A 26,392-nucleotide genomic window follows, 5' to 3' on the forward strand; every position below is an offset into this window, starting at 1 on the left:
AGTAGCTAAGGCCTTACAAGCCCCTGATGCCCGAAATACAAATCATGAAGAATAATTTATTTTTAGACGCAGCATTTTCGAAACAAACAGAGCGTCCGCCGGTATGGATGATGCGTCAGGCTGGTCGTTTTATGCCACAATACTGGGAGATTAAAAACAAGTACTCTTTTTTAGAGATGTGCAAAACTCCTGAAATTGCCGCAGATGTAACGATGCTGCCTGTTGATTTATTAGGCATCGATGCTGCCATTTTATTCTGTGATATACTGGTAACTGGCGAGGCTATGGGTGGCGATTTGAGTTTTACTCAGGGCATTGGTCCGAAGTTCGCAAATCCTGTACGCAACGCTCAGGACATTGAAAACCTGAATGTAGATTGTTTAGATGAATTACAATATGTTGCTGATGCAATTAAAGTAATTCAGCAACGTTTGAGCGGAAGCATTCCTTTAATTGGTTTTGCTGGTGCGCCTTTTACAGTAATGAGCTATCTGATTGAGGGTGGTTCTTCTAAAGATTTCAAACTAACAAAGCTATTTATTCACAATCAACCTGAACTTGCACATAAACTTCTGGCGAAAATTGCGAAAGTGACTGCTGATTATCTGAACCTTCAGATTGCAGCTGGTGTAAATGCTGTTCAGATTTTTGATAGTTGGGCGCTTGCCTTATCATGGAATGATTATCAGGAATTTTCTCACCGTTACATTCAGGAGATTATCGCTAACCTCAACAGAAAGGATGTACCTGTAATTTCTTTCTGTAAAGGAAGTTCGGTTTTTGCACCGGTAATGGCAGAGGCGAAACCCGATGTAATTTCGGTAGACTGGAATGCTGATTTACTAAACATCAAAAACGCTTTGCCAGCTGGTATCGCTGTTCAGGGGAATTTAGATCCACATATTCTATATGCAGATCAAAGTGTAATTAAGGCACAAATTCATAAATTATTTGAACGTATGCGTGGAACAGAAGGGTTTATATTCAATTTGGGCCATGGAATTATGCCTGATATCCCTTTTGATAATGTGAAGTATGCGATTGAGGTAGTGAAAGAGTTCAGGTATTAAGTTCTAACCCGGAATGATAGATATTCTACTGCCATATTACCAGTATTTCAAAGCCGTTCACATCGTATTTGTAATAAGCTGGATGGCGGGTCTTTTCTATATCTTAAGCCTTTTTATTTACCACACAGAAGCGAACGATAAATCAGAACCCGAAAAAAGTATCCTCCTTAAACAATTTGTTAAAATGGAGGCTACTTTATGGAAAATTATTTGCCAGCCTGCCATGATTATTTCAGTTCTGGCGGGGGCAGGGATGCTTACTTTAAACAGCAGCCTTTTACAGGCAGATTGGATGTGGGTCAAACTTGGATTCGTTGTCGCCTTGCTGATTTATCACTTCATCTGCCAACGGATCGTTAAAAGCCTTAAAAATGGCCGGTTCAAGATGACGAGCTTTCAGTTGCGTTTATGGCGTGAACTGGCTACGGTTTTTATGATCGCTATTGTTTTTGTAGTTATTCTTAAAAATGCCCTGAACTGGATTTATGGTTTAGTTGGCATCATGGGAATAGCCCTGGTGATTATGATTGCCGTGAAATTGTACAAAAATTATCGTTTGAGAAAATAGCTATAGAGTTAAGTGCAAAACCAAAACAGGCGCTTTGTTTTCTTTTCGTCAACTTGTAATGGCTTCCTGTAGTTGAGACCTTCTGCTATATACATTACCAAAAAACTATTTTAAATTTGAGCGATAAAATCCAGACTCATGTTTACAACTACAGGTTTGAAAAAGACCTTACTCGCGATAACATTTCTTTTAACTTCATATTTTGCTTCAGCACAGTTTAATCAGTCTGCACTGGAAAATAAAATTCGTCCGGATAGTAGTCTGACAAACGAAGTTCATTTTAATCTCTACAACTTCAATTACGTTCGAAACTACGAGTATACCAACGATTTCCATGATGGCTATACTTTGTATGGAACCCAGTTGCAACCTCAGATTGTTTACTATGCACATCCTAATTTAGCTATTACTGCAGGTGCTTTTATCCGCAAAGATTTTGGCCGGAACGGTGTTACTGATGCAAAGCCACTTTTTAGCCTTAAATATCATAAGCGGAATTTAACACTAATTTTCGGTAGTCTTGAAGGTGGAATTCAGCACCAGTACATAGAGCCGCTATATGATTTCGAAAGAACTATTACTAATCCTGTAGAGTACGGAACACAACTATTAGTTGAACGGAAAAAGTTTAGACTGGATGCCTGGATTGGCTGGCAGAAAATGATTTACACCGGTGAAGCAGCCAAAGAAGAGATTGTAGGTGGTTTATCTACTGAAACTACCATCTCTGAAAATAATGGCTGGAAGTTTAGTTTTCCTGCTCAGTTTCTGGCTTTCCACCAGGGTGGTCAAATCGATATGCTGAAAGAAATCCCGATCAGTACCGTTTTCAATGGCGCCACTGGACTGAAATTGCATAAAGAGATTAATACCAATATTAAACAGGTTTATACAGATAATTACCTGGCAGTTTATAAAGACTTTTCGCCTGATAAACGGCGGGCCTATCAAGGCGGTTTTGGCCTATGGTTGAATGCCGGTGTAGAAAGTAAATGGGGAAGCCTGGTAGCGTCATATTGGAAGGGAAATAACTTCATTTCGATTAAGGGAATGCCCTTGTATGAATCTGTTTCCAGTAATTTATACACGAATGGCTTAAAGCAAAGTGCGAGGAATATTGTTTCATTACGCTATGCTTATCAGAAAGAACTAATCCCTAACCTATATCTCGATGTTCGCTTCGAACCGCATATTGATCTGGATCATACAGATAAACAACTACAGTTTAACCATTCATTTTTTCTAACTTATAAACAGGATTTTAAGTTGTTTAAAGTTAGAAAATCAGAAAAATAAAGGCTGAGACGCAAAGCCACAACTGACAAACCCCATTTTTTTAAAATATGGGGTTTTCATTTAATGTATTGTATTGTTATTGTTTTATCTTTCTGATAATCAGTTGTTAGCATGTTTTTTAACATTTATTTAACTTTTTTTTACACCTCATGCAACCATTGTTTGTAATCTGCCATCTTCTATATACAAACACACAATGAAATTGACGCGAAGCTATACGATAGACGATTTGATGGAGGGCTGCAAAGCTGGCGACCGGAAAATGCAGGAGATGCTCTACAGGCAAACTGCAACGAAAATGCTGGCTGTTTGTATGCGCTACGCCAAAGATAGAATGGAAGCCGAAGATGTTCTGCAAATGGGCTACATCAAAATCTTTCAGAAGATTAAAGATTACAGAGGCGAAGGTTCTTTTGAAGGATGGATCAGAAGGGTAATGGTAAATACGGCAATTGAGAGTTACCGTAAAAATTTAAGGAGCTTAAGTGTCGTGGAAATAGACGAAGCTTACGAACAGCCATCAACCGGATTTGATTTTAGCCGTCTGGGGATGCAGGATTTGATGAAAGTGATTCAAAAACTGGCGGATGGTTACCGGGTGGTGTTCAATATGTATGCAATTGAAGGCTATTCACATAAAGAGATAGGAGAGGCATTGGGTATTTCTGAAGGCGCCAGCAAATCTCAGCTGTCAAGAGCAAGGGCAATTTTAAAAGAAGAAATTATAAAAATGGAGGGATTTGGTTATGCAACCTATACAGGATAAGGATTTTGATCAGTTATTTAGAAATGCTTTCGAAGATGCTGAAATTACACCGTCGAGGGATTTGTGGAGCAGCATAGAAAGTGAAATTGATACAAAAAAGAAAAGGGTAGTTCCATTTTACTGGTTATCGGCAGCAGCAGTTCTTTTAATGGTCACCGTAGGCTTTTTGATTTATCAGCAACAAGATGTTAAGCCCAAACAACTGGCAGCTCAGGTTAAGCCTAAGGCGGTTGTACCACCTGTTGAAACACAACCTGCTGCTGGCACAGTAAGAGACCTGGATGCTCCTTCAGTAAGTGATGGACAGGTTTTGGCTCCTGATTCAAAATCATCTCAATCGATTGCCAAAACTAGCATCAAAGAGAAGGTTAAAACAGAAAAACAGCAGGTAACCACTGCCCCTGAAATGCAAAAGCAGGAAACCATGATTGCAAAGGTTGAGGAGCCTGAGAAAGATCTCAAGACAAAGATTGACGAAGCGATTCTGCAGCCAAAGCAAGATGTGGTTTTAGCGCAGAATGAAAACATTGTTAAAACTGCTGATGAGGTAACTGGTGATGATAGTGAAAACAAAGGAATCCGTAATGTTGGCGATGTGGTAAACCTGATTGTTAACAAAGTAGACAGACGGAAAGAAAAGTTTATCCAGTTCCGTACAGATGACGATGATTCTTCTATTTCATCTATTAATATCGGCCCGTTTAGATTCGGAAAGAAAAATAAAAAATAAAGCAATATTTAACCCCCTCAATAGTTCAAAGAAACAAACACACAACATATGAAACGTTTAATTTTTACAGCATTATTGGTAAGCGGACTTGCCGGTGCTATTACTCCAGGTGCTTTTGCACAACAAGATACTGTTGCCAAAGACACAGTAATAAAAAAGAAAAATAAATACATGGTGAGAATAGGTGGCGGTACCCTGGTTACAAAAATGGACGACTCCACAAAAAAAGCCCCGAAAAGCAAATTTGTAGGTGGGATAACCTTTACCAGAGTTGATTTGGGTTTCTCCAGATTAATTGATAACGGCGATTTTAATCTATCTCCTACAAACGATTTTCTGGATTACAAAGGTGGCAAAACCAGTACTTTTTCATTTGATGTATTGCAGTTCGGATATCGTTTCAGCTCAAACTTTAAAATTTATGTTGCTGGTGGTTTCGACTGGACGCTGATCAGATTAAGGGATAATATCACCATCCAAAAGAATCAGCCAACGCTAACCTATACCAACGATAATGTGGCTTATTCGAAAAATCGTTTCTCCAGCAGTTATGTGCATATACCGTTAAACTTTGAATTCCGCACGGCAGAAAGCAAGAAAGGTAAAAGATTTTATTTTGTCCTGGGCCCCGAAGTGAGCTTCTTGTTGAACGGAAAAGTAAAACAAATCAGCGATGAATTTGGAAAAGTAAAGCAATATGATAATTATCACTTCCAGTCGGTTCGTTATGGCGGTACAGTTAGATTCGGTTACGGAGGTTTAGGTTTATTCACCAAATACTATTTCAATGATATGTTTGCAACCCCTGCACAAGCTGGTTTGAAAAACATGAGTTTCGGTGTAACTTTCGGCTTAAACTAAGGCTTAATATCTTTAAGTTTCAAGGCCAGTTAACTAATGGTCTCTGAACTGATAAATGATTAATACACACACAAAATGAAATCCTGTTTCGGTTAGGCGGAACAGGATTTTTTATTTATTAAATTTTAAGCTTTAGCCTTTCTTCTTTAAGCTTTATATTTACCACGTGAGCAATACCATAATCAGCGTTAAAAATTTAACCAAGCAATATCATGCCGAACAATCTGGCGGAGTTAAAGATGTCAGTTTTGAGATTACCGGGGGCGATGTTGTAGCCATTATCGGCGAAAGCGGGAGTGGAAAATCTACCCTCCTGAAATCGATTTATGGATTATTAAAAAGCGATAGCGGTGATGTTTTTTTTGACGATAAGCGGGTTTTAGGTCCCGACGAGCAGCTAATTCCTGGCCATAAACAAATGAAAATGGTTACCCAGGATTTCTCTTTAAATACTTACGCAAAGGTTTATGATAATATTGCCTCACAGCTATCAAATACTGATCTGAAAACCAAGGCTGAGAAGACGCTGGCCATAATGGAGCATTTGCGTATCCTTCCACTACAAAATAAAAAGATCATTGAACTGAGTGGCGGAGAGCAACAGCGTGTGGCAATTGCCAGGGCTATGGTGTCCGACACCCAGGTGCTACTGATGGACGAGCCATTCAGCCAGGTTGATGCCTTGTTGAAAAACCAGTTAAGAGCTGATATCAAGCGGGTGGCTGCCGAAACCGGAGTAACAGTTATTCTGGTGTCTCATGATCCGGCTGATGGCTTGTTTCTGGCAGACCAAATGGTTATTTTAAGGAATGGCGAGTTGTTACAAACAGGTAAACCTACCGAAATCTATCAGCAACCTAAACATATCTACACGGCTCAGATTTTAGGCAATGCAGTTGTGCTGTCTCGTGGCGATGCAGAGAAACTGGGCATTAAAACTTTTGCGGCTTCAGTAGTTTTCTATCCGGAGTGGGCTGAAATCAATAACAGCTGGAATAGCAGGCGTTTTGAGGTTAAGGATGTTTACTATAAAGGATTTTATGATGAGTTGCTCCTGGAAAGAAATGGCGTTTCCGTAAGGGCTTTACAACTAAATAGGGGAGAGCATAAAAAAAACGACTACGTTCAATTGAACATTAGTCGTTTCTTAGAATTTTAAGTTTCTTATGTTACGTTTTCTGCGGCGATTAAAGTGATTTTAACCCTAACTTTAGTAGTTGGTCTTACCGGAGCAACTGTCTGCGTATCCGAATTTTGTGCCTCAAGCAAAATACCGCCAATATATACAGTATAGCTATAAGACTGTAAATTGTACACGAATGGTAGGGCTGAATAGCTGGTAAAATTGCCATTAGCATTCGGGTAAGATATTGCAACAATTGTAGCTTCATTATCCAAATGGTATCCATCTATTTCACTTAAGCCCGTGATTTTATCAAGCTGAACACTGTATGTATTTCTGTCAGATGATAATACCCAGTCGCTGGGTAATACGTCAACAATAATGGTTTTGTTCATCGATGGTTCAATGATGGTGTCTTTCTTGCAGGATGCCAGACCTAGTGTGGCAATGCAAAGCATTAGGATGGTTAGCTTTTTCATGTGATTAGTTTTATTTGTGTGTGTACTCCGCGTAATACAAAATAACTGCCAAAAAAACCTAAGCACACAATATGGATTAATAATTGTTTATAGCATTAAGCACATCAATGAGTTTTGAACACTAACATCCTGTAATGAGAATATTTTTTAGAGTTTTACCCTGGTTGATTTTGATCGTAGCCGGATACTTTTTCATCTCAAAAAAGTTCAGTATAAATACAACAGTGGAAAGTAAACACCAGCTTCTGGTTGAAAAGATTGAGGCTATTGGCAAATTAGAGCTGGTTCGCTATCAGATTAGTGATGTACTCGAGCATAAAAACAAAACTGATTTTTTACCCGAAGCGAGTGTATTGCTCATAGTCAAAGCGGATGCTGTTGGCTGCATCGACTTAACCAAGATTACCCGCGAAGATATTACAGTAGATGCGGACACTGCTGTAGTAAATTTACCACAGCCTGAGATTTGCTATGTCAAAATTGACCATAAAAATTCAAGGGTTTATGATACAAAGATGGCTTACTTCAGAGAAGCAAAATTAGTAGATGAAGCATATAAATCAGCCGAACAGAAAATACTGGCTGAGGTGAAAAAATCGAATATTCTGGCACAAACCAAAACAAATGCGGTTAGTGTTTTAAAACCGATTGTTGAAGGTTTGGGGTATAAGAATGTGAGACTGACTTTTGACTAGCGAATTAATATCAGGCAGTCAGTGTCAGGTATCAAAAAACAAACCTATAAAAAATCTTCCCGGTGGGGGTTGAACACATCTATCAATAATCCATTTTCAAGGCAAACCACGCCATGAAATACCATGGTAGGCGCAAAAAAAACATCACCTTCATTCAGGATTTTTTTCTCCTCACCCATGCTCACTTCAAAACTGCCTTTGGCAACATAACTCAGTTGTAAATGTGGGTGGTTATGAACGCTGCCAATTGCTCCTTTTTCAAATTCAACCTTAACCAGCATCAGGCTATCATCATAAACCATAATTTTACGTCTTACGCCGTTGCCTAAAACTTCCCAATCAATATCAGAATCGGTGATTAGTGTCTTACTGGTTAAATCTTTGAAGTTCATTTTGTTATTGTTTTGAACCATATAAGGAATGTAAGCCCATTTAAGTTTAATCCTTATATTTTCTTAAATTTCTTACATGGTTGATTTTAATGATGCTGAAAAAACACTGGCCGGAAAAATTAAACCAGATACTCAAATAAAGTCTGATCCTGGTTTAACTCAATGATTTCAAATTTGAAATCCTGCATCCTTTGCAACAAGCTTGCGTAGTCATCCTTATTGGTTAACTCTATGCCTACCAATGCAGGGCCGTTTTCCTTATTTGTTTTTTTAATAAACTCAAAACGCGTAATGTCATCATGCGGGCCTAAAACCTCATTTACAAATAATTTTAATGCACCCGGTCGCTGTGGAAAGCGGACAATAAAGTAATGCTTCAAACCCTCGAACAGTAAAGATTTCTCTTTAATTTCCTGCATCCGTTCGATGTCGTTGTTTCCACCGCTAACCACGCAAACCACCGTTTTGCCTGCAATCTGATCTTTAACCTGTTCTAAAGCAGCAATAGATAATGCTCCGGCAGGTTCTACAACGATTGCGTCTTCGTTATAAAGCTTTAAAATGGTCGTACAAATCTGTCCTTCGGGGATTAAATAAGTCGAACTTAACAGTTCCTTGCAATACTTATATGTAATCCAGCCCATTCTTTTAACGGCTGCACCATCCACAAAACGTTCAATGTTTTCAACAGTTACCGGTCCACCGTTCTTTAGTGCTTCACTTAATGATGGTGCACCCATTGGCTCCACACCAAAAATTTTAACATCCGGTTTTACGGTTTGTAAGTATGCGCTTACACCAGAGGCCAAGCCTCCGCCTCCAACGGGTACTATGATGGCATCTAAATCAGGCAGATCTTCAAAAATCTCTACTGCTACGGTCGCTTGTCCTTCAATTACTTTATCGTCATCAAAAGGTGGTATAAACGTCGATGCTTTTTCTTCGCAATAAATCAAGGCTTCTTTTAAGCAATCATCAAAAGTATCGCCAACCAATATGATTTCAATATTATCGCCACCAAACATATTTACCTGTTTGATCTTTTGCTTAGGCGTAATTTCAGGCATAAAGATAACCCCTTTGATACCTAATTTTTTGCATGAATAAGCTACACCCTGTGCATGATTACCCGCACTTGCACACACTACCCCATTGGTTAAGGCTTCCTGCGGCAAAGAACTGATTTTATTGTAGGCCCCACGTAATTTGTACGACCGTACAATCTGCAAATCCTCTCTCTTAAGGTAAATATTAGCATTGTACTGAGCAGAAAGTCCGGCATTAAACTCTAATGGAGTGCGTTTTACCACGCCTTTGAGCCGCTGCGATGCAGAATTAAAATCTAGTGTATATGGGGTTGTTGTATTCATTTCTTATCTAGGTGGCAACGGTTAACAGGTGTTGAAACTTGTCAACCGTTTATATTGTTTCTCAAAAAGCAAATTGCTATGCTTTTCGCTTATTGTGGTTAAGCCAGGTGTAAGGCTACCAACTGGTTTAAATCGGTATCGTTAATGCCCTGTTTGCTGTCGGCTAAAACCAGGAACTGTTTATATACGATATCTAAGTTATCTTTATCTAAATCATGCCCTAAACGAACCAAATGGTGTTTTAAGGCATGACGACCGCTTCTTGCTGTTAAAACGATGCTTGCATCAGGGAAACCCACATCTTCAGGTTTAATAATTTCATAATTTTCACGGTTTTTCAGGAAACCGTCCTGATGAATACCAGAACTGTGCGAAAACGCATTTCCACCTACAATGGCTTTGTTTGGCTGAACAGGCATATTCATCTGGTTTCTTACCATGTGGCTGATATCATAAAACTGGGTAGCATCAATACTGGTATTTAAACCTAAAACCTTATGCGTTTTTAAAATCATCACCACTTCTTCCATTGAGGTATTTCCAGCACGTTCACCAATACCGTTAATGGTACATTCTACCTGACGGGCACCATTTTGTAAGCCTGCAATGGAATTAGCTGTTGCTAAACCTAAATCATTGTGGCAGTGTACAGAGATAATGGCATTATCAATATTTTTTACATTTTCTTTCAGATAAAGGATTTTCGAACCGTATTGATCAGGCAGGCAATAGCCATTAGTATCCGGAATGTTCACTACAGTTGCACCTGCTGCAATTACGGCCTCCACCATTTTGGCTAAAAACTCGATATCGGCACGACCGGCATCTTCTGCATAAAACTCAATATCTTCAACATACTTTTTGGCATATTTAACCGCATCAACGGCACGTTCTAAGATCTCCTCGCGGGTAGAGTTGAATTTATGCTTAATGTGAAAATCGGAAGAACCTATCCCGGTATGTATACGGGGTCTTTTGGCGTAACGTAAAGCATCGGCAGCAACATCAATATCGTTTTTGTTTGCACGGGTTAAAGCACAGATAATAGGATGATTAACTGCTTTCGATAGTTCTATTACACTGTTAAAATCGCCCGGACTTGAAACAGGGAAGCCGGCCTCAATCACATCAACACCTAAAAGCTCGAGTGATTTGGCGATTTCAATTTTCTGTTTTGTATCTAACTGGCAGCCTGGTACCTGCTCACCGTCACGTAAGGTCGTGTCGAAAATATAAACTTTGTTCGGATCGTGAATCATAATCTGTTATTTAGGATTGATTAATTTTTTGACTTAAGAATTTTAATACCAATTTACCCATTTCGGCAGTGCCTAAAACTTTAAAACGGTTAGTGCTTTGGTCGGCAATATCATGGGTTCTGAAACCATCTTTCAACACCGCATCTACCGTGTCAACCAATAGTTTGGCCTCTTCCTGCAATCCGAAACCAATTTCCAGCATCAATGCTGCTGATAGGATGGAGGCTAATGGATTAGCGAGGTCTTTTCCTGTAATATCGTGTGCAGAACCATGAATAGGCTCAAAAAAACCTGTGCTTTCCCCAACTGATGCCGACGCCAGCATACCCATCGAACCGGCAATCTGCGAAGCCTCGTCGGTAAGAATGTCTCCAAACAGATTGGCTGTTAAAACCACATCGAATTTCTTTGGATTTTTGATCAGCTGCATGGCCGCATTATCGATAAACATATGCTCCGTTTCCACATCAGGATATTGCTTTGCAATTTCCTGAACGGTTTCACGCCATAAGCGCGAACTTTCAAGAACATTTGCCTTATCTACAGAACATAACCTCTTACTGCGTTGTTGAGCCGCCTGATATGCCTTATGGGCAATACGCTCCACTTCGTAACGGTGGTAGATCATCAGATCAGATGCTGTATTTCTGTCTTCCGAGCGTGATTTTTCGCCGAAGTAAACATCCCCGGTTAATTCGCGAAAGAACAGAATATCGGTTCCTCTTAAAATTTCAGGTTTAATGCTCGATGCCTGAAGAAGTTCATCAAATAGTAATATTGGGCGGAGATTGGCAAATAAACCAAGTTCCTTACGGATTTTTAATAAACCTTGTTCCGGTCTAACTTTCAAACTTGGATCATTGTCATATTTGGCATGACCGATAGCACCAAAAAGGATGGCATCGCTCTTTCTTGCTTTTTCCAGGGTCTCATCTGGTAGGGGCTCGCCGGTAACTTCAATGGCTGCATGACCCATTAAAGCTTCGTCAAACCTAAATTCATGTCCGAAAATTTCGGCAATTTTCTCTAATGCTGCTTTTCCCCATGTGGTAACTTCAGGGCCGATACCGTCGCCAGGTATTACTAAAATGTTCTTCTTCATTGTAATCTATTGTTTTTCAGCTAATCATTTGCCACGGAAACTCAGAAATTAGCAAAAATTTATTCCGTGTATTTTGTGCTTTCGTGGCTGTTTTGTTAGCTTACTATTTCTATATTTAAACTTTCGACGACTTTTACCTCGCCTTTTTCTAATAATATTCTTTTTTCTATGCAGGTTGGCAGCTGCGATTCAAAATGGCCAACGTAAATTAAAGTCATACCATTGCCGCACAGCTCATCAATCAGTTGGTTGAAGTGTTGAGTTTGCTGTTGGTCTAATCCCTGGCAGGGTTCGTCGAGAATGAGCAATTCAGGATTTTTAATAATTGTCCTTGCCAATAAAACCAGTCGCTGTTTTCCCAATGGGAGTGAGGTTAACAGCTCATTTTTGTTTGCCGTTAAGCCAAAATATTCTACCAGTTCATTAACCTGTTCGCTTTTTGAATAGGGTAGTTGCTGAAATAAACCAACTGTATCATAAAAACCTGATGCGATGCTTTGCCAAACGGTAGCTGAGGCATCAAAGTACCAATGAAATTCTGGTGAAATTAAACCGATATGTTGTTTAATATCCCAGATACTTTCGCCACTACCCCGTCTGTTGCCAAACAAATATAGCTCATTCGCATAAGACTGTGGATGGTCGCCGTTTACAAGGCTTAACAAAGTTGATTTACCTGAACCATTGTGGCCCTGCAACAACCATTTTTCACCGGCCTTAACTTCCCAATTGATGTTTTTTAATACCCTTTTCTCTCCATAGCTGATGTTGACATCAACCATTTTAACAATATTCGTTGATGAATAAACCGGAGATTGTTTCAGGAAATCAGGAATTTCTTTAGCAGGTCTTTCAATAATAGCTGGCAGGCGTTCTTTGTAAGCAGAAACGACGATCTGTCCGTTTTTTATTTCGGCAAATCGGTTAATCAGTGATGGTAGTTCATCGTCGTTGCTGATTAAGATCAGCTGAACACCTTCTTCCGAAATTTTATTTAAAAGGTGGTTTAGATTTTTGCGTGATGATACATCTAAGCCGGTATAGGGCTGGTCGATGATTAGCAATTGTGGCTTTAACCACAAAGCTTTTACCAGCTGTAATTTTTTATGCTCGCCGCTAGACAATTCGATTAACTGCGAACTTGCGAAAGATGAAAACTTTAAAGCTTCGAGTATAGGTTCAACCTGATCGAAATGAAGCCCTTTTTCTTTTCCATAGCTCACTAACTCGGCATGGACAGTAAGGGTATCTTTAGCCTGCTGGCTGGTGTATCGTTGCTGGTAATAAAAGTTAGCTACACCTTCAAGGTTTTTGAACTGGTACCAGCTTTCAACAAATAAAACTTCGGCAGGCAAATGGCTACCGGCGGCATATTTGATTTCTACCTGACCACCCGCACTTTGTAAGCCTGCTATTATTTTTGCCAGTGATGTTTTTCCGCTACCGCTCTCACCAAAAAAAACATATTGCTCGCCAGCATTTACAGACCAGTTCAAATCACTTAACACCGGTTTTTCACGGTATTTTAGGTTTAAATGTTTTATGCTGACGAAACTCTCTTTCATTTGTTGTCTTCTACCAGCTTAGTACATGTAAGCTGGATTGATTTTTAAACCATTGTTATGGCTTTCTACCTTAGGCTCTCACCCTTTAATTTTTATTTTTTTTCGAATTCCTCAATCAAATTGGTTTGCGCCAAAATAAAATCAATGTCATCATAACCATTAATCAAACAAGATTTCTTGTATGGATTGATTTCGAAAGCCTCCTGTTTTCCGGTTTCAACAATAGTAACGGTCTGGTTTTCCAGATCAACTTCCAAAGGAGAGTTGGCATTGGCTTCAACAGCGTTAAAGATCTGAGCTAAGAACTCATCACTCACCTGAATCGGTAATAAACCGTTATTTAATGCATTACCTTTAAAAATGTCAGCAAAGAAACTGCTGATTACGACATCAAATCCAGCATCCTGAATGGCCCATGCTGCGTGCTCACGGCTACTTCCACAACCGAAGTTTTTACCCGCAACCAGTACTTTTCCGCTATAGGTTGGGTTATTCAGTACAAACTCTTGTTTTGGCGTGTTATCACCATTATAACGCCAGTCGCGGAAAAGATTCTCACCGAAACCCTCACGCGTTGTCGCTTTTAAAAACCTTGCAGGGATAATCTGATCGGTATCAATGTTCTCTATGTTTAAAGGCACTACTGCCGATGTTAATTTTGTGAACTTTCTCATTTTAATTAGTATCAAGTAGCGGGTATCAGGTCTCAACAACCACTACACCGCCTTATTTTTTTATTTATTTGCAGCAAAAACTACGAAATTGTAATACTGGTAATAGCAGTTTGCATTTTGTAGCCCTGCACTTTCAAGCCATTCCAATTGAAGTTTCAGTGGAGCCATAATGTCTACTTTGATCCGCTCAAAGGCACTTTGTTTTTCTTCTTCTGTTAAATTCGGATTCTGCTGCACATGATTTTTCCAGTTTTCGGTATAAATCTTTTCTGCTAATTCCGTTTGGCCCAACACCTGATCGGCATTGATGAACCAGCCGCCCGGTTTAAGTGTCTTCATAATTTTGCCAAAAAGCTGTTGTTTCAATTCATTCGGCAAATGATGAATCGCTAATCCCGAAACCACCAGATCGTAATGACTTTCAGGTAAATTAACAGTGGCAAAATCAGCATTCAAAAAGCTGATATTTTCATTTCCTTCAAAACGTTCCTCTGCTTTTTTTAGCATTGCCGAAGAAATATCAACCAGTGTGATTTGGGCATTAGGATATTTCTCATTAAAAAACGCACTCATTAAACCTGTTCCGGCACCTACATCCAGAATGGTTCTTACATCAGAAACCTCTTCCGATATGCTTAGTGCAGCGCCATAAAAGTCGTTGAAACAAGGGATAAGAAAACGCCTTTGCCTGTCGTATTTTTCTGATACTGCATTAAACTGATTTTGTATTTCCTGTAAAGTTTCCATTTCGTCTGTTTTCATTTTTACCCTTCTACCGCGACATAATGTTCAACAACCGGAAAAGGTTCATAAAAATGATGTAGCAAGCTTTTCCAGTTTTGGTATTCTGCGGAATCTCTAAAGCCTTCCGTATGCGCTTCGAGTGTTTCCCAATTTACTAGCAGGATATACTTATCAACTTCTTCCATACATTTTTTCAACTCATGAGAAATATATCCATCCATTGAAGAGACGATTTTTTGCGCTTCGTTAAAAGCGATTTCAAAATCGGCAGATAATCCTTTTTTAATATTTAATACCGCAACTTCTAAAACCATATTTTATTTCCCTCATTGCGATTTATGAACAAATCCTTTCCATTAGATTGCTTCGTACCTCGCAATAAAGGTTTATTAAACTTTTTCCAATAATTCCCTTACATCTGTAATTCTACCTGTAACGGCAGCCGCAGCTGCGGTTAACGGACTTGCAAGCATCGTACGTGCATTAGGGCCTTGTCGTCCTTCAAAGTTTCTGTTTGAGGTAGAAACACAATATTTTCCTGCTGGAATTTTATCCTCGTTCATGCCCAAACAAGCACTGCAACCTGGTTCGCGGAGTTGAAAACCTGAAGCTTCGAATACTTTGTCCAGGCCTTCGGCTTTAGCTTGCGCTTCAACTTGTTTAGAGCCAGGTACAATCCAAACTTCCACACCAGTTGCTTTTTGTTTGCCTTTTACAAAATTGGCAACGGCACGTAAATCTTCAATTCTTGAGTTCGTACAGCTTCCGATAAATACATAGTCAACCGGTTTGCCCAGTAAACTTTCATCGTCGTTAAAACCCATGTAATCCAGTGCTTTCTTATATGAAACCTGTTCAGTTGTAGGCTGAGCCAATGTTGCAGGGACTTTATCAGCGATACCGATACCCATTCCAGGGTTAGTTCCATAGGTAATCATGGGGGCAATGTCAGCCGCATCGAAAGTTAATACCGAATCGAATTTAGCATCTTCATCGCTATACAATGTTTTCCAGTAGGCGAGGGCTTGATCCCATTCTTCACCCTTCGGAGCAAACTGCCGTCCTTTAATGTATTCGAAAGTGGTTTCATCAGGGGCAATTAAGCCACCACGTGCACCCATTTCAATACTCATATTACAAACTGTCATTCGGGCTTCCATGCTTAAGCTACGGATAGCCGAACCTGCAAATTCTACGAAATAACCTGTACCTCCGGCGGCAGAAATCTGGGCAATGATGTATAAAATAATATCCTTTGCACCAACACCTTTTCCAAGCGCTCCGTTTACTTCAATTTTCATGGTTTTAGGTTTCGATTGCAATAAGCATTGCGTTGCAAAAACCTGCTCTACCTGCGATGTTCCGATACCGAAAGCAATAGCGCCCAGAGCCCCGTGTGTTGAAGTATGGCTATCACCGCAAACCATGGTTTTTCCTGGTAGCGTGATACCCAGTTCAGGGCCGATTACGTGAACAATTCCCTGAAAAGGATGCCCTAAGCCGTAAAGTTCTATACCAAATTCTGCACAGTTTTTGGTTAGCATATCTACCTGATAGCGTGAAAGTTCTTCCTTGATTGGAAGTAGCTGGTTCAGCGTTGGTACATTATGATCGGCAGTTGCAACGGTTTGTTGCGGGCGGAAAACAGGTAATCCGCGTTTACGTAAACCATCAAAAGCCTGCGGAGAAGTTACTTCGTGTATTAAGTGCGTATCAATGTATAAAATATCAGGAAATCCTTCTTCACTTTTTACAACGTGTGCATCCCAAATTTTTTCTACTAATGTTTTTGACATTTTGTTATGTTTAATAAGACTCCGCAGGTTTAAAACCTGCGGAGTTTGTAAGTGTATTATGCAGTTTTAATTGCCTTCATTGCAGTCATGGCTTTACGTAAAGTAGCACCAATCTGCTCTACTTCATGCGAACGGATTGCTTCGTTAACATCAATTAACTTTCTGTTATCTACTGCGCCATCTTTACCTTCGTTAAAGTTTTTACCCACTAAGTCGGTATCCACTTTGGTCATGAAATCAGCTAACAAAGGTTTACAAGCCTGATCAAATAAGTAACAACCGTATTCAGCAGTATCAGAAATTACACGGTTCATTTCGAACAGTTTTTTACGGGCAATGGTGTTTGCAATAAGTGGCGTTTCGTGTAGCGACTCGTAATAAGCAGACTCTGGTTTGATACCTGCCTGAACCATAGTTTCGAAAGCCAGCTCAACACCTGCACGTACAAAAGCAACCATTAAAAGGTAGTTGTCAAAATACTCTTGCTCTCCGATTTTAACGTCACCTGCAGGCGTTTTTTCAAAAGCAGTTTCACCGGTTTCAGCTCTCCATTTTAATAGATTTTTATCACCGGCAGCCCAATCTTCCATCATGGTACGGCTAAATTCACCGCTCATAATATCATCCTGGTGTTTTTGGAATAACGGACGCATTATGTCTTTCAACTCTTCCGAAATTTCAAAAGCTTTAATTTTAGCTACGTTGCTTAAACGATCCATCATGGCAGTAATGCCACCTTGCTTTAAAGCTTCAGTAATCACTTCAACACCATATTGAACCAGTTTAGAAGCATAACCGGCATCGATTCCTTTTTCTACCATTTTATCGAAAGAAAGGATAGAACCTGTCTGCAATAGTCCACAAAGGATCGTTTGCTCACCCATTAAATCTGATTTTACTTCAGCAACGAACGATGATTTTAAAACACCTGCTCTGTGACCCCCTGTACCTACGCAATAAGCTTTTGCCTGTGCCAGTCCTTTACCTTGAGGATCATTTTCAGGGTGAACAGCAATTAATGTTGGTACTCCAAAACCGCGAACATATTCAGCTCTCACTTCACTTCCCGGGCATTTAGGCGCGACCATAATTACCGTCAAATCTTTACGGATCTGCATGCCTTCTTCCACAATATTAAATCCGTGAGAATATAATAATGTAGCGCCTTCTTTCATTAAAGGCATAATGGCATTTACAACTGCGGTGTGTTGCTTATCTGGTGTAAGGTTAATTACCACATCAGCACCAGGAATTAATTCTTCGTAAGTGCCAACATTGAAGTTGTTTTCGGTTGCATTTTTCCACGAATCCCTTTTACCTTCAATCGCCTCTTTGCGCAACGTGTAGCTTACATCTAAACCACTATCTCTTAAATTTAAACCCTGGTTTAAGCCTTGCGCACCGCAACCTACAATTACCAGTTTTTTGCCTTTTAGTGCGCTAACGCCGTCTAAAAATTCATTGCTGTCCATGAAATCGCAAACACCAAGCTGGTTTAATTTTTCTCTAAGAGGTAATGTGTTAAAATAATTTGACATCGTTTTTATTGGTTAATTTCTATTTATTATCGGTTTATGTTCTATTCTATATTACTTTTTTTAGTGCCCAGGCATAGCCATAATGCACATTGTCATGCCCAACAGTGGTGATCAGCACTTCTTCTATGCTTTTCATCTCCACACCATAGGTTGAGGTAGAAAAAGGAGTAATCGCCTTGAATACCCCTGCTGCATAATCTTCTTTTATCTGGTCGATACTTTGCAGGGCTATTGCTTTTAGCTCAGCCACTTCTGTTTCAGTAACTGTATATGTAGGTCGGGTATCTTTTTTGTAAAACTCATTGAACTTTACATTACTGGCATCAGCTACAAGCCCAGTACGAACATAACATAGCGTTTGAGTACTCACTACAATGTGACCAAAATTCCAGATGATGTTGTTGTTAAAACCATCGGGTATCGTATTTAGTTGCCCGATAGTCAAACCATCGATCAGTTGTATAAATGCCTTACGTGAATTGATGATAAATTCAAATATTTCGTCCATGCTGTTTGCTTACATCGTAAAAATCTTCTCGCCTTTGTCTAAAAACTCATTTTCTATAAGTTCTTCTCCCGGTTCAAAAGCTTCAAATTCTTTCAGTTTTTCGTGGAAACCTGCACTATCTTTAATAATGGCCACTCTTGCTGAGCGAACAAATTCAATCAGTTCATATGGCTCAAGCGCTTTAACCAATGCATCTGTCTCTTCCCGGTGTCCGGTAACTGCAAACACCGTATAATCTTTACGGATCACTACGGCACTGGCACCATACTGTCTCAGTAAGCGCTCTACAGTAACTTTTTCAGCAATCTCGTCTGTCGATACTTTGTAAAGGGCAAGTTCCTGCCAGATGATTTCTTCGTTGGTGTTGAAATATACCTTTAAAACCTCAACCTGCTTCTCGATCTGGCGGGCCAATTTTCTCACCACATCGTAACTTTCGGTTATAACGATGTTGAAACGGTGGATGCCATCAATTTCTGATGGAGAGGTATTTAAACTCTCGATATTGATTTTTCTTTTTGAAAAGATAATCGCGATTCTGTTTAATAAACCAATGCGGTTTTCAGCATATACCGTAATGGTATATTCCTGCTTACCTTCGAAATCGGCTTTTGCTATTTTATGTTCTAATGTGTTTTCAGTACTCATGATAATTTCTTTTGGCTTTAATCTTTCCGCTTACTTCAACCTAATCTCGCTTACGCTCATTCCCTGAGGAACCATTGGAAAAACATTGTTTTCTCTGCCTACCATCACCTCGAGTAAATAAGAACCTTCGTGATTGATCATCGTTTCTAATGCATTTCTCAAATTAGCACGTTCATCAACTTTACTTGCTTCTATATAGTAAGATTTTGCTAAAGCCACGAAATCAGGACTTGTGATGTTAACAAAAGAGTAACGTTTATCATGGAATAACTGCTGCCACTGGCGAACCATCCCTAAGAAACGGTTATTTAAAATCAGAATTTTAACAGCCGCACCAAACTGCATAATTGTGCCTAATTCCTGCGGGGTCATTTGGAAACCGCCGTCACCAATGATCGCGATAACAGTTTTATCAGGCGCTCCGTATTTGGCACCAATTGCTGCAGGCAAACCAAAACCCATTGTGCCTAATCCACCCGAAGTAATATTGCTACGGGTATTATTAAATTTGGCATAACGGCAGGCTACCATCTGGTGCTGACCAACATCAGTAACAATTACAGCATCGCCGCCGCAGATTTCGTTAATGTTGCGTAACACTTCGCCCATGGTCATTTCATCACCTTCAGGATAAAGTTCCGGCGTAATCACCTGATCAATTTCCTGCTGATTGTAATCTCTGAATTTGGCAAGCCAATCCTCGTGCGTAGCGGCATTAACCAGATTGGTTAGCAATGGAAGTGTTTCTTTGCAATCTCCCCATACGCCGACATCTGCCTTAACATTTTTATCAATTTCGGCGGGGTCAATATCCAGGTGAATCACTTTCGCCTGTTTTGCGTATTTGTCTAAACGACCGGTAACCCGATCATCGAAACGCATCCCGATCGCAATTAAAACATCACATTCGTTGGTTAACACATTCGGGCCATAATTACCATGCATGCCGAGCATACCCACGTTCAGGGGGTGTGAAGTTGGTATGGCACCATCACCCATAATTGTCCAGGCAGCTGGAATGCCACTTTTTTCTATAAAGTTTTTAAATTCCTGTTCAGCGCTGCCCAAAACAACACCTTGTCCAAATAATACGAAAGGTTTTTTTGCAGAATTGATTAATTCTGCAGCTTGCTGAATATATTCTACCCTAACTTTTGGTTTCGGACGATAAGAACGGATATGATTACACTTTACATATTCAGGAAATTCCTCAATCTGCAACTGTGCATTTTTTGTGATATCAATTAAAACGGGGCCCGGTCTGCCACTTTTGGCAATGTAGAAGGCCTTGGCTAAAACCTCAGGGATTTCTTTAGCATCTGTCACCTGATAATTCCATTTGGTTACTGGTGTGGTAATATTAATGACATCAGTTTCCTGGAAGGCATCGGTACCCAGCAAGTGGGCAAAAACCTGACCAGTGATACAAACCAAAGGCGTGCTGTCGATTTGTGCATCAGCTAAACCTGTAACCAGATTCGTTGCACCAGGCCCACTGGTAGCAAAACAAACACCTACTTTACCACTTGTACGTGCAAAGCCCTGGGCAGCATGAATGCCACCCTGCTCATGGCGAACCAAAATGTGCTCTAATTTGTCTGCATAATCGTATAATGCATCGTAAATCGGCATGATTGCACCGCCAGGATAACCGAAGATGGTGGTTACTCCTTCTTCAATTAATCCATTCAAAAGAACCTGTGAACCGGTTCCTTTGAATAATGTTTTAGAGGTTTCTGCTAGTGCCTCCGCTTGAATTGTATCTTGTGCAGTTTCCATAGTTATTTTTTTGCGGTTCCTTATTCTTTTATTTAAACCCAATCCGCTCCCGATCATCCCTTTTCATATCATCACAATTTGTGATGATGGATTAATTTTCTAATGTGTCTTTTTAAATTGTGACTGCATATCTACAAATCACATTGGTACACTAATATTCATCGGTTACACAGCCGCTTGCAGCGTCTGATACCGTTTTAGCATATTTATACAAAACGCCTTTAGAAACTTTTAGTGCTGGCTGGACATATTTCGCTCTGCGCTCTGCAATCACTTCTTCGCTTACCTGTAAACTGATGATGTTGTTAACCGCATCGATTAAAATAGGATCATTGTCTTCAACCAAACCAATTAAGCCGCCTTTATAAGATTCTGGAGTAATATGTCCCACTACAAAACCGTGTGTACCACCCGAGAAACGTCCATCAGTAATCAAGGCAACTGATTTTCCTAAACCTGCACCGATAATCGCCGAGGTTGGCTTTAACATTTCAGGCATACCGGGTGCACCAACAGGGCCAGAGTTTTTGATTACAATTACATCGCCAGGTTGAACACGACCGCTTGAGATACCAGCAATTAAATCATGCTCACCATCAAATACCCGCGCAGGGCCTTCAAATTTCTCGCCTTCTTTACCGCTGATTTTCGCAACAGAACCTTTCTCTGCTAAATTTCCGTAAAGAATTTGCAAGTGACCTGTTGCTTTGATCGGTTCACTTAATTTTTGAACAATTTTCTGATCGTAATCCATAATCGATTTCACATCAGCAAGGTTTTCAGCAACTGTTTTTCCGGTTACGGTTAAGCAATCGCCATGTAGTAAACCTTCGTTCAATAAAAATTTCAATACTGCCGGGATACCCCCATATTGGTGTAAATCCTGCATTAAATATTTTCCGCTTGGTTTAAAATCAGCTAAAACAGGCGTTACATCACTCATCCGCTGAAAATCATCCTGTGTAATTTCAACACCGATTGCTTTACCCATTGCGATGAAGTGCAGCACCGCATTGGTACTACCGCCTAATATAATAATCGAACGAATAGCATTCTCAAATGCTTTTCTCGTCATGATATCAGAAGGCTTAATATCTTTCTCTAATAAAACTTTGATGTATTTTCCGGCATCTAAACACTCTTGTTTTTTCTCCGGACTTACCGCAGGATTCGAAGAGGAGTAAGGTAAACTCATACCTAAAGCCTCAATTGCCGATGCCATTGTATTGGCGGTGTACATCCCACCACAGGCGCCGGCGCCCGGACAGGTATGTTTAATAATCCCCTGATAATCTTCTTCTGATAAATTACCACAGATTTTCTGCCCCAATGCTTCGAAAGCCGAAACAATGTTTAATTCTTCTCCTTTGTAATGTCCGGGAGCAATAGTACCGCCGTAAACCATAATCGATGGACGGTCTAATCTGGCCATCGCCATAATGGCTCCGGGCATATTTTTATCACAGCCGGGAATGGAGATAATCCCATCATAATATTGCCCGCCACAAATGGTTTCAATACTATCTGCAATTACATCACGGCTTACCAACGAATAGCGCATACCATCAGTACCGTTGCTCATTCCGTCACTTACGCCAATGGTGTTAAAAACCAAGCCCACTAAATCATTTTTCCAGACTCCCGCTTTAACGTCTTTTGCAAGGTCGTTAAGGTGCATGTTGCAGGTGTTGCCATCGTAACCCATACTTGCAATACCAACCTGTGCTTTTGCCATATCTGCATCAGTTAATCCAATTCCGTAAAGCATCGCTTGCGCGGCGGGTTGAGTAGGGTCTTGTGTAAATGTCTTACTGTACTTGTTTAATTCGCTCATTGTTTAAAATGTATATTCTGGTTCTGTTAGTTGTTGTTATTGACTGTGTAATCCTTCTTCTGATTCTCGCCGCTCAGTACCTGATAATTTTTTCTGATACTAAATAATCACTTCATAATTCACCTTTTCAAGCACCAGGTTTTTGTAAGCCCGCTGTATGGTGTAACCAATAGATTCCCGCCATAGGGAGCGAAAGATAATATCATCAATTGATGCAATACCTGCAATTTCAGTAGCCGTTCCACATAAGAAAGCACTGTCGGCTTGCCTTAAATCTTCTACGGTCAGTTTTTTCTCGATGCACTCGATATCCAGTATCGTGCACAATTCTTTTACCGTAGCCCTCGTAATGCCTGGCAGTATGTTGCCTAATGATGGCGTATATAATTTTCCGTCTTTTTCAATAAATATGTTCGCACCAGATGCTTCTGCTACAAATCCATGCATATCTAAAAGCAATGCCTCATCATAACCCTTAATGTTCGCCGCAGTGGTTGCGAGAATGGAATTAATATAGCTTCCACTTAGCTTTGCTTCCATAGGAGCAGATTTCGGATTTGGCCTTTCATAATCCGAAATAGTTAACTTCAACAGTTTATTTCCTGAATAGGCATCCCAGTCCCAGGCACAGATTAGAATGGAAACACCACTTGGCTCATTCAATTTCATGTTTGGGTGACAAAATACCAGTGGGCGGATATAAGCATCTTTAAGCTTATTTAATGTGAGCAGCTTATAAGTTTCCTTAATCAGTTCCTGTTTGTCCCAGGGGAATGGGATGTTGGCCAGCTGACAAGAACGCTCTAAGCGATCAAAATGCGCAGCAGCTTTGAATATTCGGTTTCCGTTATGGGTTTTATACGCCCTTATACCCTCAAACGCAGCGTATCCGTAATGTAATGACTGGCCATATAAATCCGTGCTGCTATCAACCGCTTTTTCAAACCGTCCGTCAAGATAAATAATCGTATTAGAATTATAGTATTTCATAATACACTGTTTTGTTATTTAAAAAAAGCGTCCTGTTTGTATCAGGACGCTTTAGGTATATTTAGTTTTTTTAAATCTATTTAAATTGCGTCCGCTGTTTGCCCCATAAAATCAGGAGTAGTAGGTTCAGAATAATGACAGGCAACAACACAACATTTCCAGCCGCAATTGCAGAAGTGTTGTTTAAGAAAGTGTTTTTTTGAATTGTCATTATTTCTCTTTGCTTTATAAATACCAATTTAGTTTTTGGTTCATTAATATGCAAGAGAAATCAGAAAAAAGTGAAATAAGAACATTATTTGTTTTTTTTCATTGCATCCAGAATTATATTCTTATTGAGAGTGTAATTAGTGATTTAATGCCGATAGCCGTAGACCAAATATCAAAACGGTATACGGTATGTTTGTTATGCGTGCATTGTAAATTTTATGTTTTTCTTCCTGAAATCCGATTCCGGGACTGAAAATTTAAAATTGAGGCTGTTTTTTGGCGCTGAATCATTACTTCATGGATATACCTTTTACCCGGTGTGATGCCTATCCTGTTCTCACACAATCGCTATAGCTGGCCACGAAAATTTCCTTCAACACTACACTCTCCTCCTTTTTGATAAATTGCTAACACATTCAGCAGGCTGGTAAACAAAAAAGCCTTTCCGATATTAATCGAAAAGGCTCATGATTAGTCTTTTATTTATTTTAAGCAATACCTTCTGCTAAAACAACAATCTTGTTATGAATGGCTTCAACTACACCACCTTTAATAAACAGGCGTTGTTCATCAGCTTTTCCTGCTTTGATAATAACTTCTCCATCTTCTAAAGTAGAGATGATAGGGGCGTGGTCTTTTAAGATCTGAAACGAACCTAAAGTACCAGGAACCGTAACTGCTGTTACTTCACCCTCGAAAACTTTTTTATCTGGAGTTAATATTTCTAAATTCATTCTTTTTAGATTTTAGTATCAAGTAGCTGGTATCAAGTATCAGGATTACATTTTCAGCCTTGATACCTGATACTCAAATCTCAATACTAGTTCGCTTCTGCTAATAATTTTTTACCTTTTTCGATTGCATCTTCAATGCTACCAACTAAGTTAAATGCAGCTTCAGGATACTCATCAACCTCACCATCCATGATCATGTTAAATCCTTTGATGGTATCTTTAATGTCAACCAATACACCTTTTAAACCGGTAAATTGTTCAGCTACGTGGAAAGGTTGAGATAAGAAACGTTGTACACGACGAGCTCTTGATACCACCAATTTATCTTCCTCAGATAATTCGTCCATACCTAAGATCGCAATAATATCCTGTAATTCTTTATAACGCTGTAAAGTTTCTTTCACACGTTGTGCAGTATTATAGTGCTCATCACCCAAAACAGCAGGAGAAAGGATACGTGAAGTAGAATCCAACGGATCTACCGCAGGGTAAATACCTAACTCAGCAATTTTACGCGAAAGTACAGTAGTTGCATCTAAGTGGGCAAATGTTGTTGCCGGTGCAGGGTCAGTTAAATCATCCGCAGGAACATAAACTGCCTGTACTGATGTAATTGATCCACGTTTGGTTGAAGTAATACGCTCCTGCATTAAACCCATTTCAGTTGCCAGTGTTGGTTGGTAACCTACTGCTGACGGCATACGACCTAATAAAGCCGACACTTCAGAACCTGCCTGAGTAAAACGGAAGATATTATCAACGAAGAAAAGGATGTCTTTTCCAGCGCCTTCACCATCACCGTCACGGAAATATTCTGCAACCGTTAATCCTGATAATGCTACACGTGCACGTGCACCAGGAGGCTCGTTCATCTGACCGAAAACCAATGTGGCTTTAGATTCTTTCAATTTTTCTGTATCAACTGATTTCAAATCCCATCCACCTTTTTCCATTGAGTGTAAGAAATCGTCACCATAGTTGATTACACCTGACTCGATAAACTCACGAAGTAAATCGTTACCCTCACGAGTACGCTCACCAACACCCGCAAATACTGATAAACCAGCATAAGCTTTGGCGATGTTGTTTACCAACTCCATGATCAATACTGTTTTACCTACACCAGCACCACCGAATAAACCAATTTTACCACCTTTTGCATAAGGCTCTAATAAATCGATTACTTTAATACCTGTAAAAAGTACTTCAGTTTCAGTAGATAAATCTTCGAACTTAGGAGGAGTTGCGTGGATAGGACGACCGTCTGTTTTATCAACTGCGTTGATACCGTCAATCGCTTCTCCAACTACATTAAATAAACGACCTTTAATCTGGTCGCCAACTGGCATTTTTATCGCAGCACCAGTGTCAACTACGTCCATTCCACGAACTAAACCGTCTGTAGAGTCCATTGAGATTGCGCGAACGCGATCCTCACCTAAGTGTTGTTGAACTTCTAAAACAATTTTTTGTCCATTTTCTTTCGTTATCTCTAACGCATCGAAAATTTTAGGTAGATGGGCATCATTAGCAAAGCTAACGTCAACCACAGGGCCGATAATTTGTGCTATTTTTCCTAAGTTAGGCATATCTGTTGTGAGTATATTTATTATAGTCAATGAATTAAAGCTGTTTAAAGGGGCCTCAATTCGGTTGGCAAA

The 26,392-nt window shown here is 39.8% G+C and carries 26 protein-coding genes; 8 read left to right on the plus strand and 18 right to left on the minus strand.

Features of this window, described 5'->3' with window-relative positions:
* Window positions 1–44 precede the first annotated feature (44 nt).
* From hemE to R2Q80_RS12985, 7 genes are all read left to right on the plus strand, one after another.
* On the plus strand, window positions 45–1,070 hold the full coding sequence (hemE, locus tag R2Q80_RS12955) for a uroporphyrinogen decarboxylase (RefSeq protein ID WP_316800007.1): 1,026 nt from the start codon (window positions 45–47) through the stop codon (window positions 1,068–1,070).
* A gap of 13 nt (window positions 1,071–1,083) precedes the next feature.
* A complete protein-coding gene (locus tag R2Q80_RS12960) occupies window positions 1,084–1,638 on the plus strand; it encodes a CopD family protein (RefSeq protein ID WP_316800008.1) in 555 nt (184 codons plus the stop codon).
* Between the two features lie 138 nt (window positions 1,639–1,776).
* Window positions 1,777–2,934 (plus strand): hypothetical protein, encoded by a 1,158-nt coding sequence (locus tag R2Q80_RS12965; protein WP_316800009.1) that lies wholly within the window; start codon window positions 1,777–1,779, stop codon window positions 2,932–2,934.
* A 196-nt stretch (window positions 2,935–3,130) separates the two neighbouring features.
* Window positions 3,131–3,700, plus strand: a complete 570-nt coding sequence (locus R2Q80_RS12970; RefSeq protein WP_316800010.1) for an RNA polymerase sigma factor — start codon at window positions 3,131–3,133, stop codon at window positions 3,698–3,700.
* On the plus strand, window positions 3,681–4,430 hold the full coding sequence (locus R2Q80_RS12975; protein ID WP_316800011.1) for a hypothetical protein: 750 nt from the start codon (window positions 3,681–3,683) through the stop codon (window positions 4,428–4,430). The genes R2Q80_RS12970 and R2Q80_RS12975 overlap by 20 nt, the downstream gene beginning before the upstream one ends.
* 48 nt (window positions 4,431–4,478) lie before the next feature.
* Window positions 4,479–5,291, plus strand: a complete 813-nt coding sequence (locus R2Q80_RS12980) for an outer membrane beta-barrel protein (protein WP_316800012.1) — start codon at window positions 4,479–4,481, stop codon at window positions 5,289–5,291.
* A gap of 166 nt (window positions 5,292–5,457) precedes the next feature.
* Complete coding sequence (locus R2Q80_RS12985) at window positions 5,458–6,450, plus strand: ABC transporter ATP-binding protein (RefSeq protein WP_316800013.1); 993 nt, start codon at window positions 5,458–5,460, stop codon at window positions 6,448–6,450.
* Between the two features lie 5 nt (window positions 6,451–6,455).
* Here the strand turns inward: R2Q80_RS12985 and R2Q80_RS12990 are convergent, their stop codons facing one another.
* A complete protein-coding gene (locus tag R2Q80_RS12990) occupies window positions 6,456–6,893 on the minus strand; it encodes a hypothetical protein (RefSeq protein ID WP_047798644.1) in 438 nt (145 codons plus the stop codon).
* A 134-nt stretch (window positions 6,894–7,027) separates the two neighbouring features.
* Between R2Q80_RS12990 and R2Q80_RS12995 the strand changes: the two genes are divergently transcribed.
* Complete coding sequence (locus tag R2Q80_RS12995; RefSeq protein WP_316800014.1) at window positions 7,028–7,588, plus strand: DUF4230 domain-containing protein; 561 nt, start codon at window positions 7,028–7,030, stop codon at window positions 7,586–7,588.
* A 44-nt stretch (window positions 7,589–7,632) separates the two neighbouring features.
* Here the strand turns inward: R2Q80_RS12995 and R2Q80_RS13000 are convergent, their stop codons facing one another.
* The 17 genes from R2Q80_RS13000 to atpD form a co-directional block, all read right to left on the minus strand.
* On the minus strand, window positions 7,633–7,980 hold the full coding sequence (locus tag R2Q80_RS13000) for a cupin domain-containing protein (RefSeq protein WP_316800015.1): 348 nt from the start codon (window positions 7,978–7,980) through the stop codon (window positions 7,633–7,635).
* A 119-nt stretch (window positions 7,981–8,099) separates the two neighbouring features.
* Entirely contained in the window at window positions 8,100–9,350 is a 1,251-nt protein-coding gene (ilvA, locus tag R2Q80_RS13005; protein WP_316800016.1) for a threonine ammonia-lyase IlvA, read from the minus strand.
* A 98-nt stretch (window positions 9,351–9,448) separates the two neighbouring features.
* Window positions 9,449–10,609, minus strand: a complete 1,161-nt coding sequence (locus R2Q80_RS13010; protein ID WP_316800017.1) for a 2-isopropylmalate synthase — start codon at window positions 10,607–10,609, stop codon at window positions 9,449–9,451.
* 10 nt (window positions 10,610–10,619) lie between these two features.
* Window positions 10,620–11,711 carry a 3-isopropylmalate dehydrogenase gene (gene leuB, locus R2Q80_RS13015; protein WP_316800018.1) on the minus strand — a complete coding sequence of 364 codons (1,092 nt, stop codon included), beginning with the start codon at window positions 11,709–11,711 and terminating at the stop codon, window positions 10,620–10,622.
* A 95-nt stretch (window positions 11,712–11,806) separates the two neighbouring features.
* Window positions 11,807–13,276, minus strand: coding sequence for an ATP-binding cassette domain-containing protein (locus tag R2Q80_RS13020; RefSeq protein ID WP_316800019.1), 1,470 nt, complete (start codon window positions 13,274–13,276; stop codon window positions 11,807–11,809).
* Window positions 13,277–13,368: 92 nt separating this feature from the next.
* Window positions 13,369–13,950 (minus strand): 3-isopropylmalate dehydratase small subunit, encoded by a 582-nt coding sequence (leuD, locus tag R2Q80_RS13025; RefSeq protein ID WP_316800020.1) that lies wholly within the window; start codon window positions 13,948–13,950, stop codon window positions 13,369–13,371.
* A 60-nt stretch (window positions 13,951–14,010) separates the two neighbouring features.
* Window positions 14,011–14,712 (minus strand): class I SAM-dependent methyltransferase, encoded by a 702-nt coding sequence (locus R2Q80_RS13030; RefSeq protein ID WP_316800021.1) that lies wholly within the window; start codon window positions 14,710–14,712, stop codon window positions 14,011–14,013.
* 2 nt (window positions 14,713–14,714) lie between these two features.
* Complete coding sequence (locus R2Q80_RS13035; protein WP_316800022.1) at window positions 14,715–15,008, minus strand: antibiotic biosynthesis monooxygenase; 294 nt, start codon at window positions 15,006–15,008, stop codon at window positions 14,715–14,717.
* A gap of 75 nt (window positions 15,009–15,083) precedes the next feature.
* Window positions 15,084–16,490: a 3-isopropylmalate dehydratase large subunit gene (gene leuC / locus R2Q80_RS13040; RefSeq protein ID WP_316800023.1), complete on the minus strand. Its 1,407-nt coding sequence runs from the start codon at window positions 16,488–16,490 to the stop codon at window positions 15,084–15,086.
* Between the two features lie 56 nt (window positions 16,491–16,546).
* Complete coding sequence (gene ilvC, locus R2Q80_RS13045) at window positions 16,547–18,028, minus strand: ketol-acid reductoisomerase (RefSeq protein WP_316800024.1); 1,482 nt, start codon at window positions 18,026–18,028, stop codon at window positions 16,547–16,549.
* 46 nt (window positions 18,029–18,074) lie between these two features.
* Entirely contained in the window at window positions 18,075–18,536 is a 462-nt protein-coding gene (locus R2Q80_RS13050) for a DinB family protein (protein ID WP_047798635.1), read from the minus strand.
* Between the two features lie 9 nt (window positions 18,537–18,545).
* Entirely contained in the window at window positions 18,546–19,184 is a 639-nt protein-coding gene (gene ilvN / locus R2Q80_RS13055; RefSeq protein WP_047798634.1) for an acetolactate synthase small subunit, read from the minus strand.
* 30 nt (window positions 19,185–19,214) lie between these two features.
* Window positions 19,215–20,963: a biosynthetic-type acetolactate synthase large subunit gene (gene ilvB / locus R2Q80_RS13060; protein WP_316800025.1), complete on the minus strand. Its 1,749-nt coding sequence runs from the start codon at window positions 20,961–20,963 to the stop codon at window positions 19,215–19,217.
* Between the two features lie 151 nt (window positions 20,964–21,114).
* A complete protein-coding gene (gene ilvD, locus R2Q80_RS13065) occupies window positions 21,115–22,797 on the minus strand; it encodes a dihydroxy-acid dehydratase (RefSeq protein WP_047798632.1) in 1,683 nt (560 codons plus the stop codon).
* 99 nt (window positions 22,798–22,896) lie between these two features.
* Window positions 22,897–23,787, minus strand: a complete 891-nt coding sequence (locus R2Q80_RS13070) for an aminotransferase class IV (protein WP_316800026.1) — start codon at window positions 23,785–23,787, stop codon at window positions 22,897–22,899.
* A 698-nt stretch (window positions 23,788–24,485) separates the two neighbouring features.
* Window positions 24,486–24,731, minus strand: coding sequence for an ATP synthase F1 subunit epsilon (gene atpC, locus R2Q80_RS13075; protein ID WP_047798630.1), 246 nt, complete (start codon window positions 24,729–24,731; stop codon window positions 24,486–24,488).
* A gap of 86 nt (window positions 24,732–24,817) precedes the next feature.
* On the minus strand, window positions 24,818–26,320 hold the full coding sequence (gene atpD, locus R2Q80_RS13080) for a F0F1 ATP synthase subunit beta (RefSeq protein WP_316800027.1): 1,503 nt from the start codon (window positions 26,318–26,320) through the stop codon (window positions 24,818–24,820).
* Window positions 26,321–26,392: the final 72 nt, after the last annotated feature.

It is taken from the genome of Pedobacter frigidisoli, from assembly GCF_032678525.1.
GTDB lineage: Bacteria > Bacteroidota > Bacteroidia > Sphingobacteriales > Sphingobacteriaceae > Pedobacter > Pedobacter frigidisoli_A.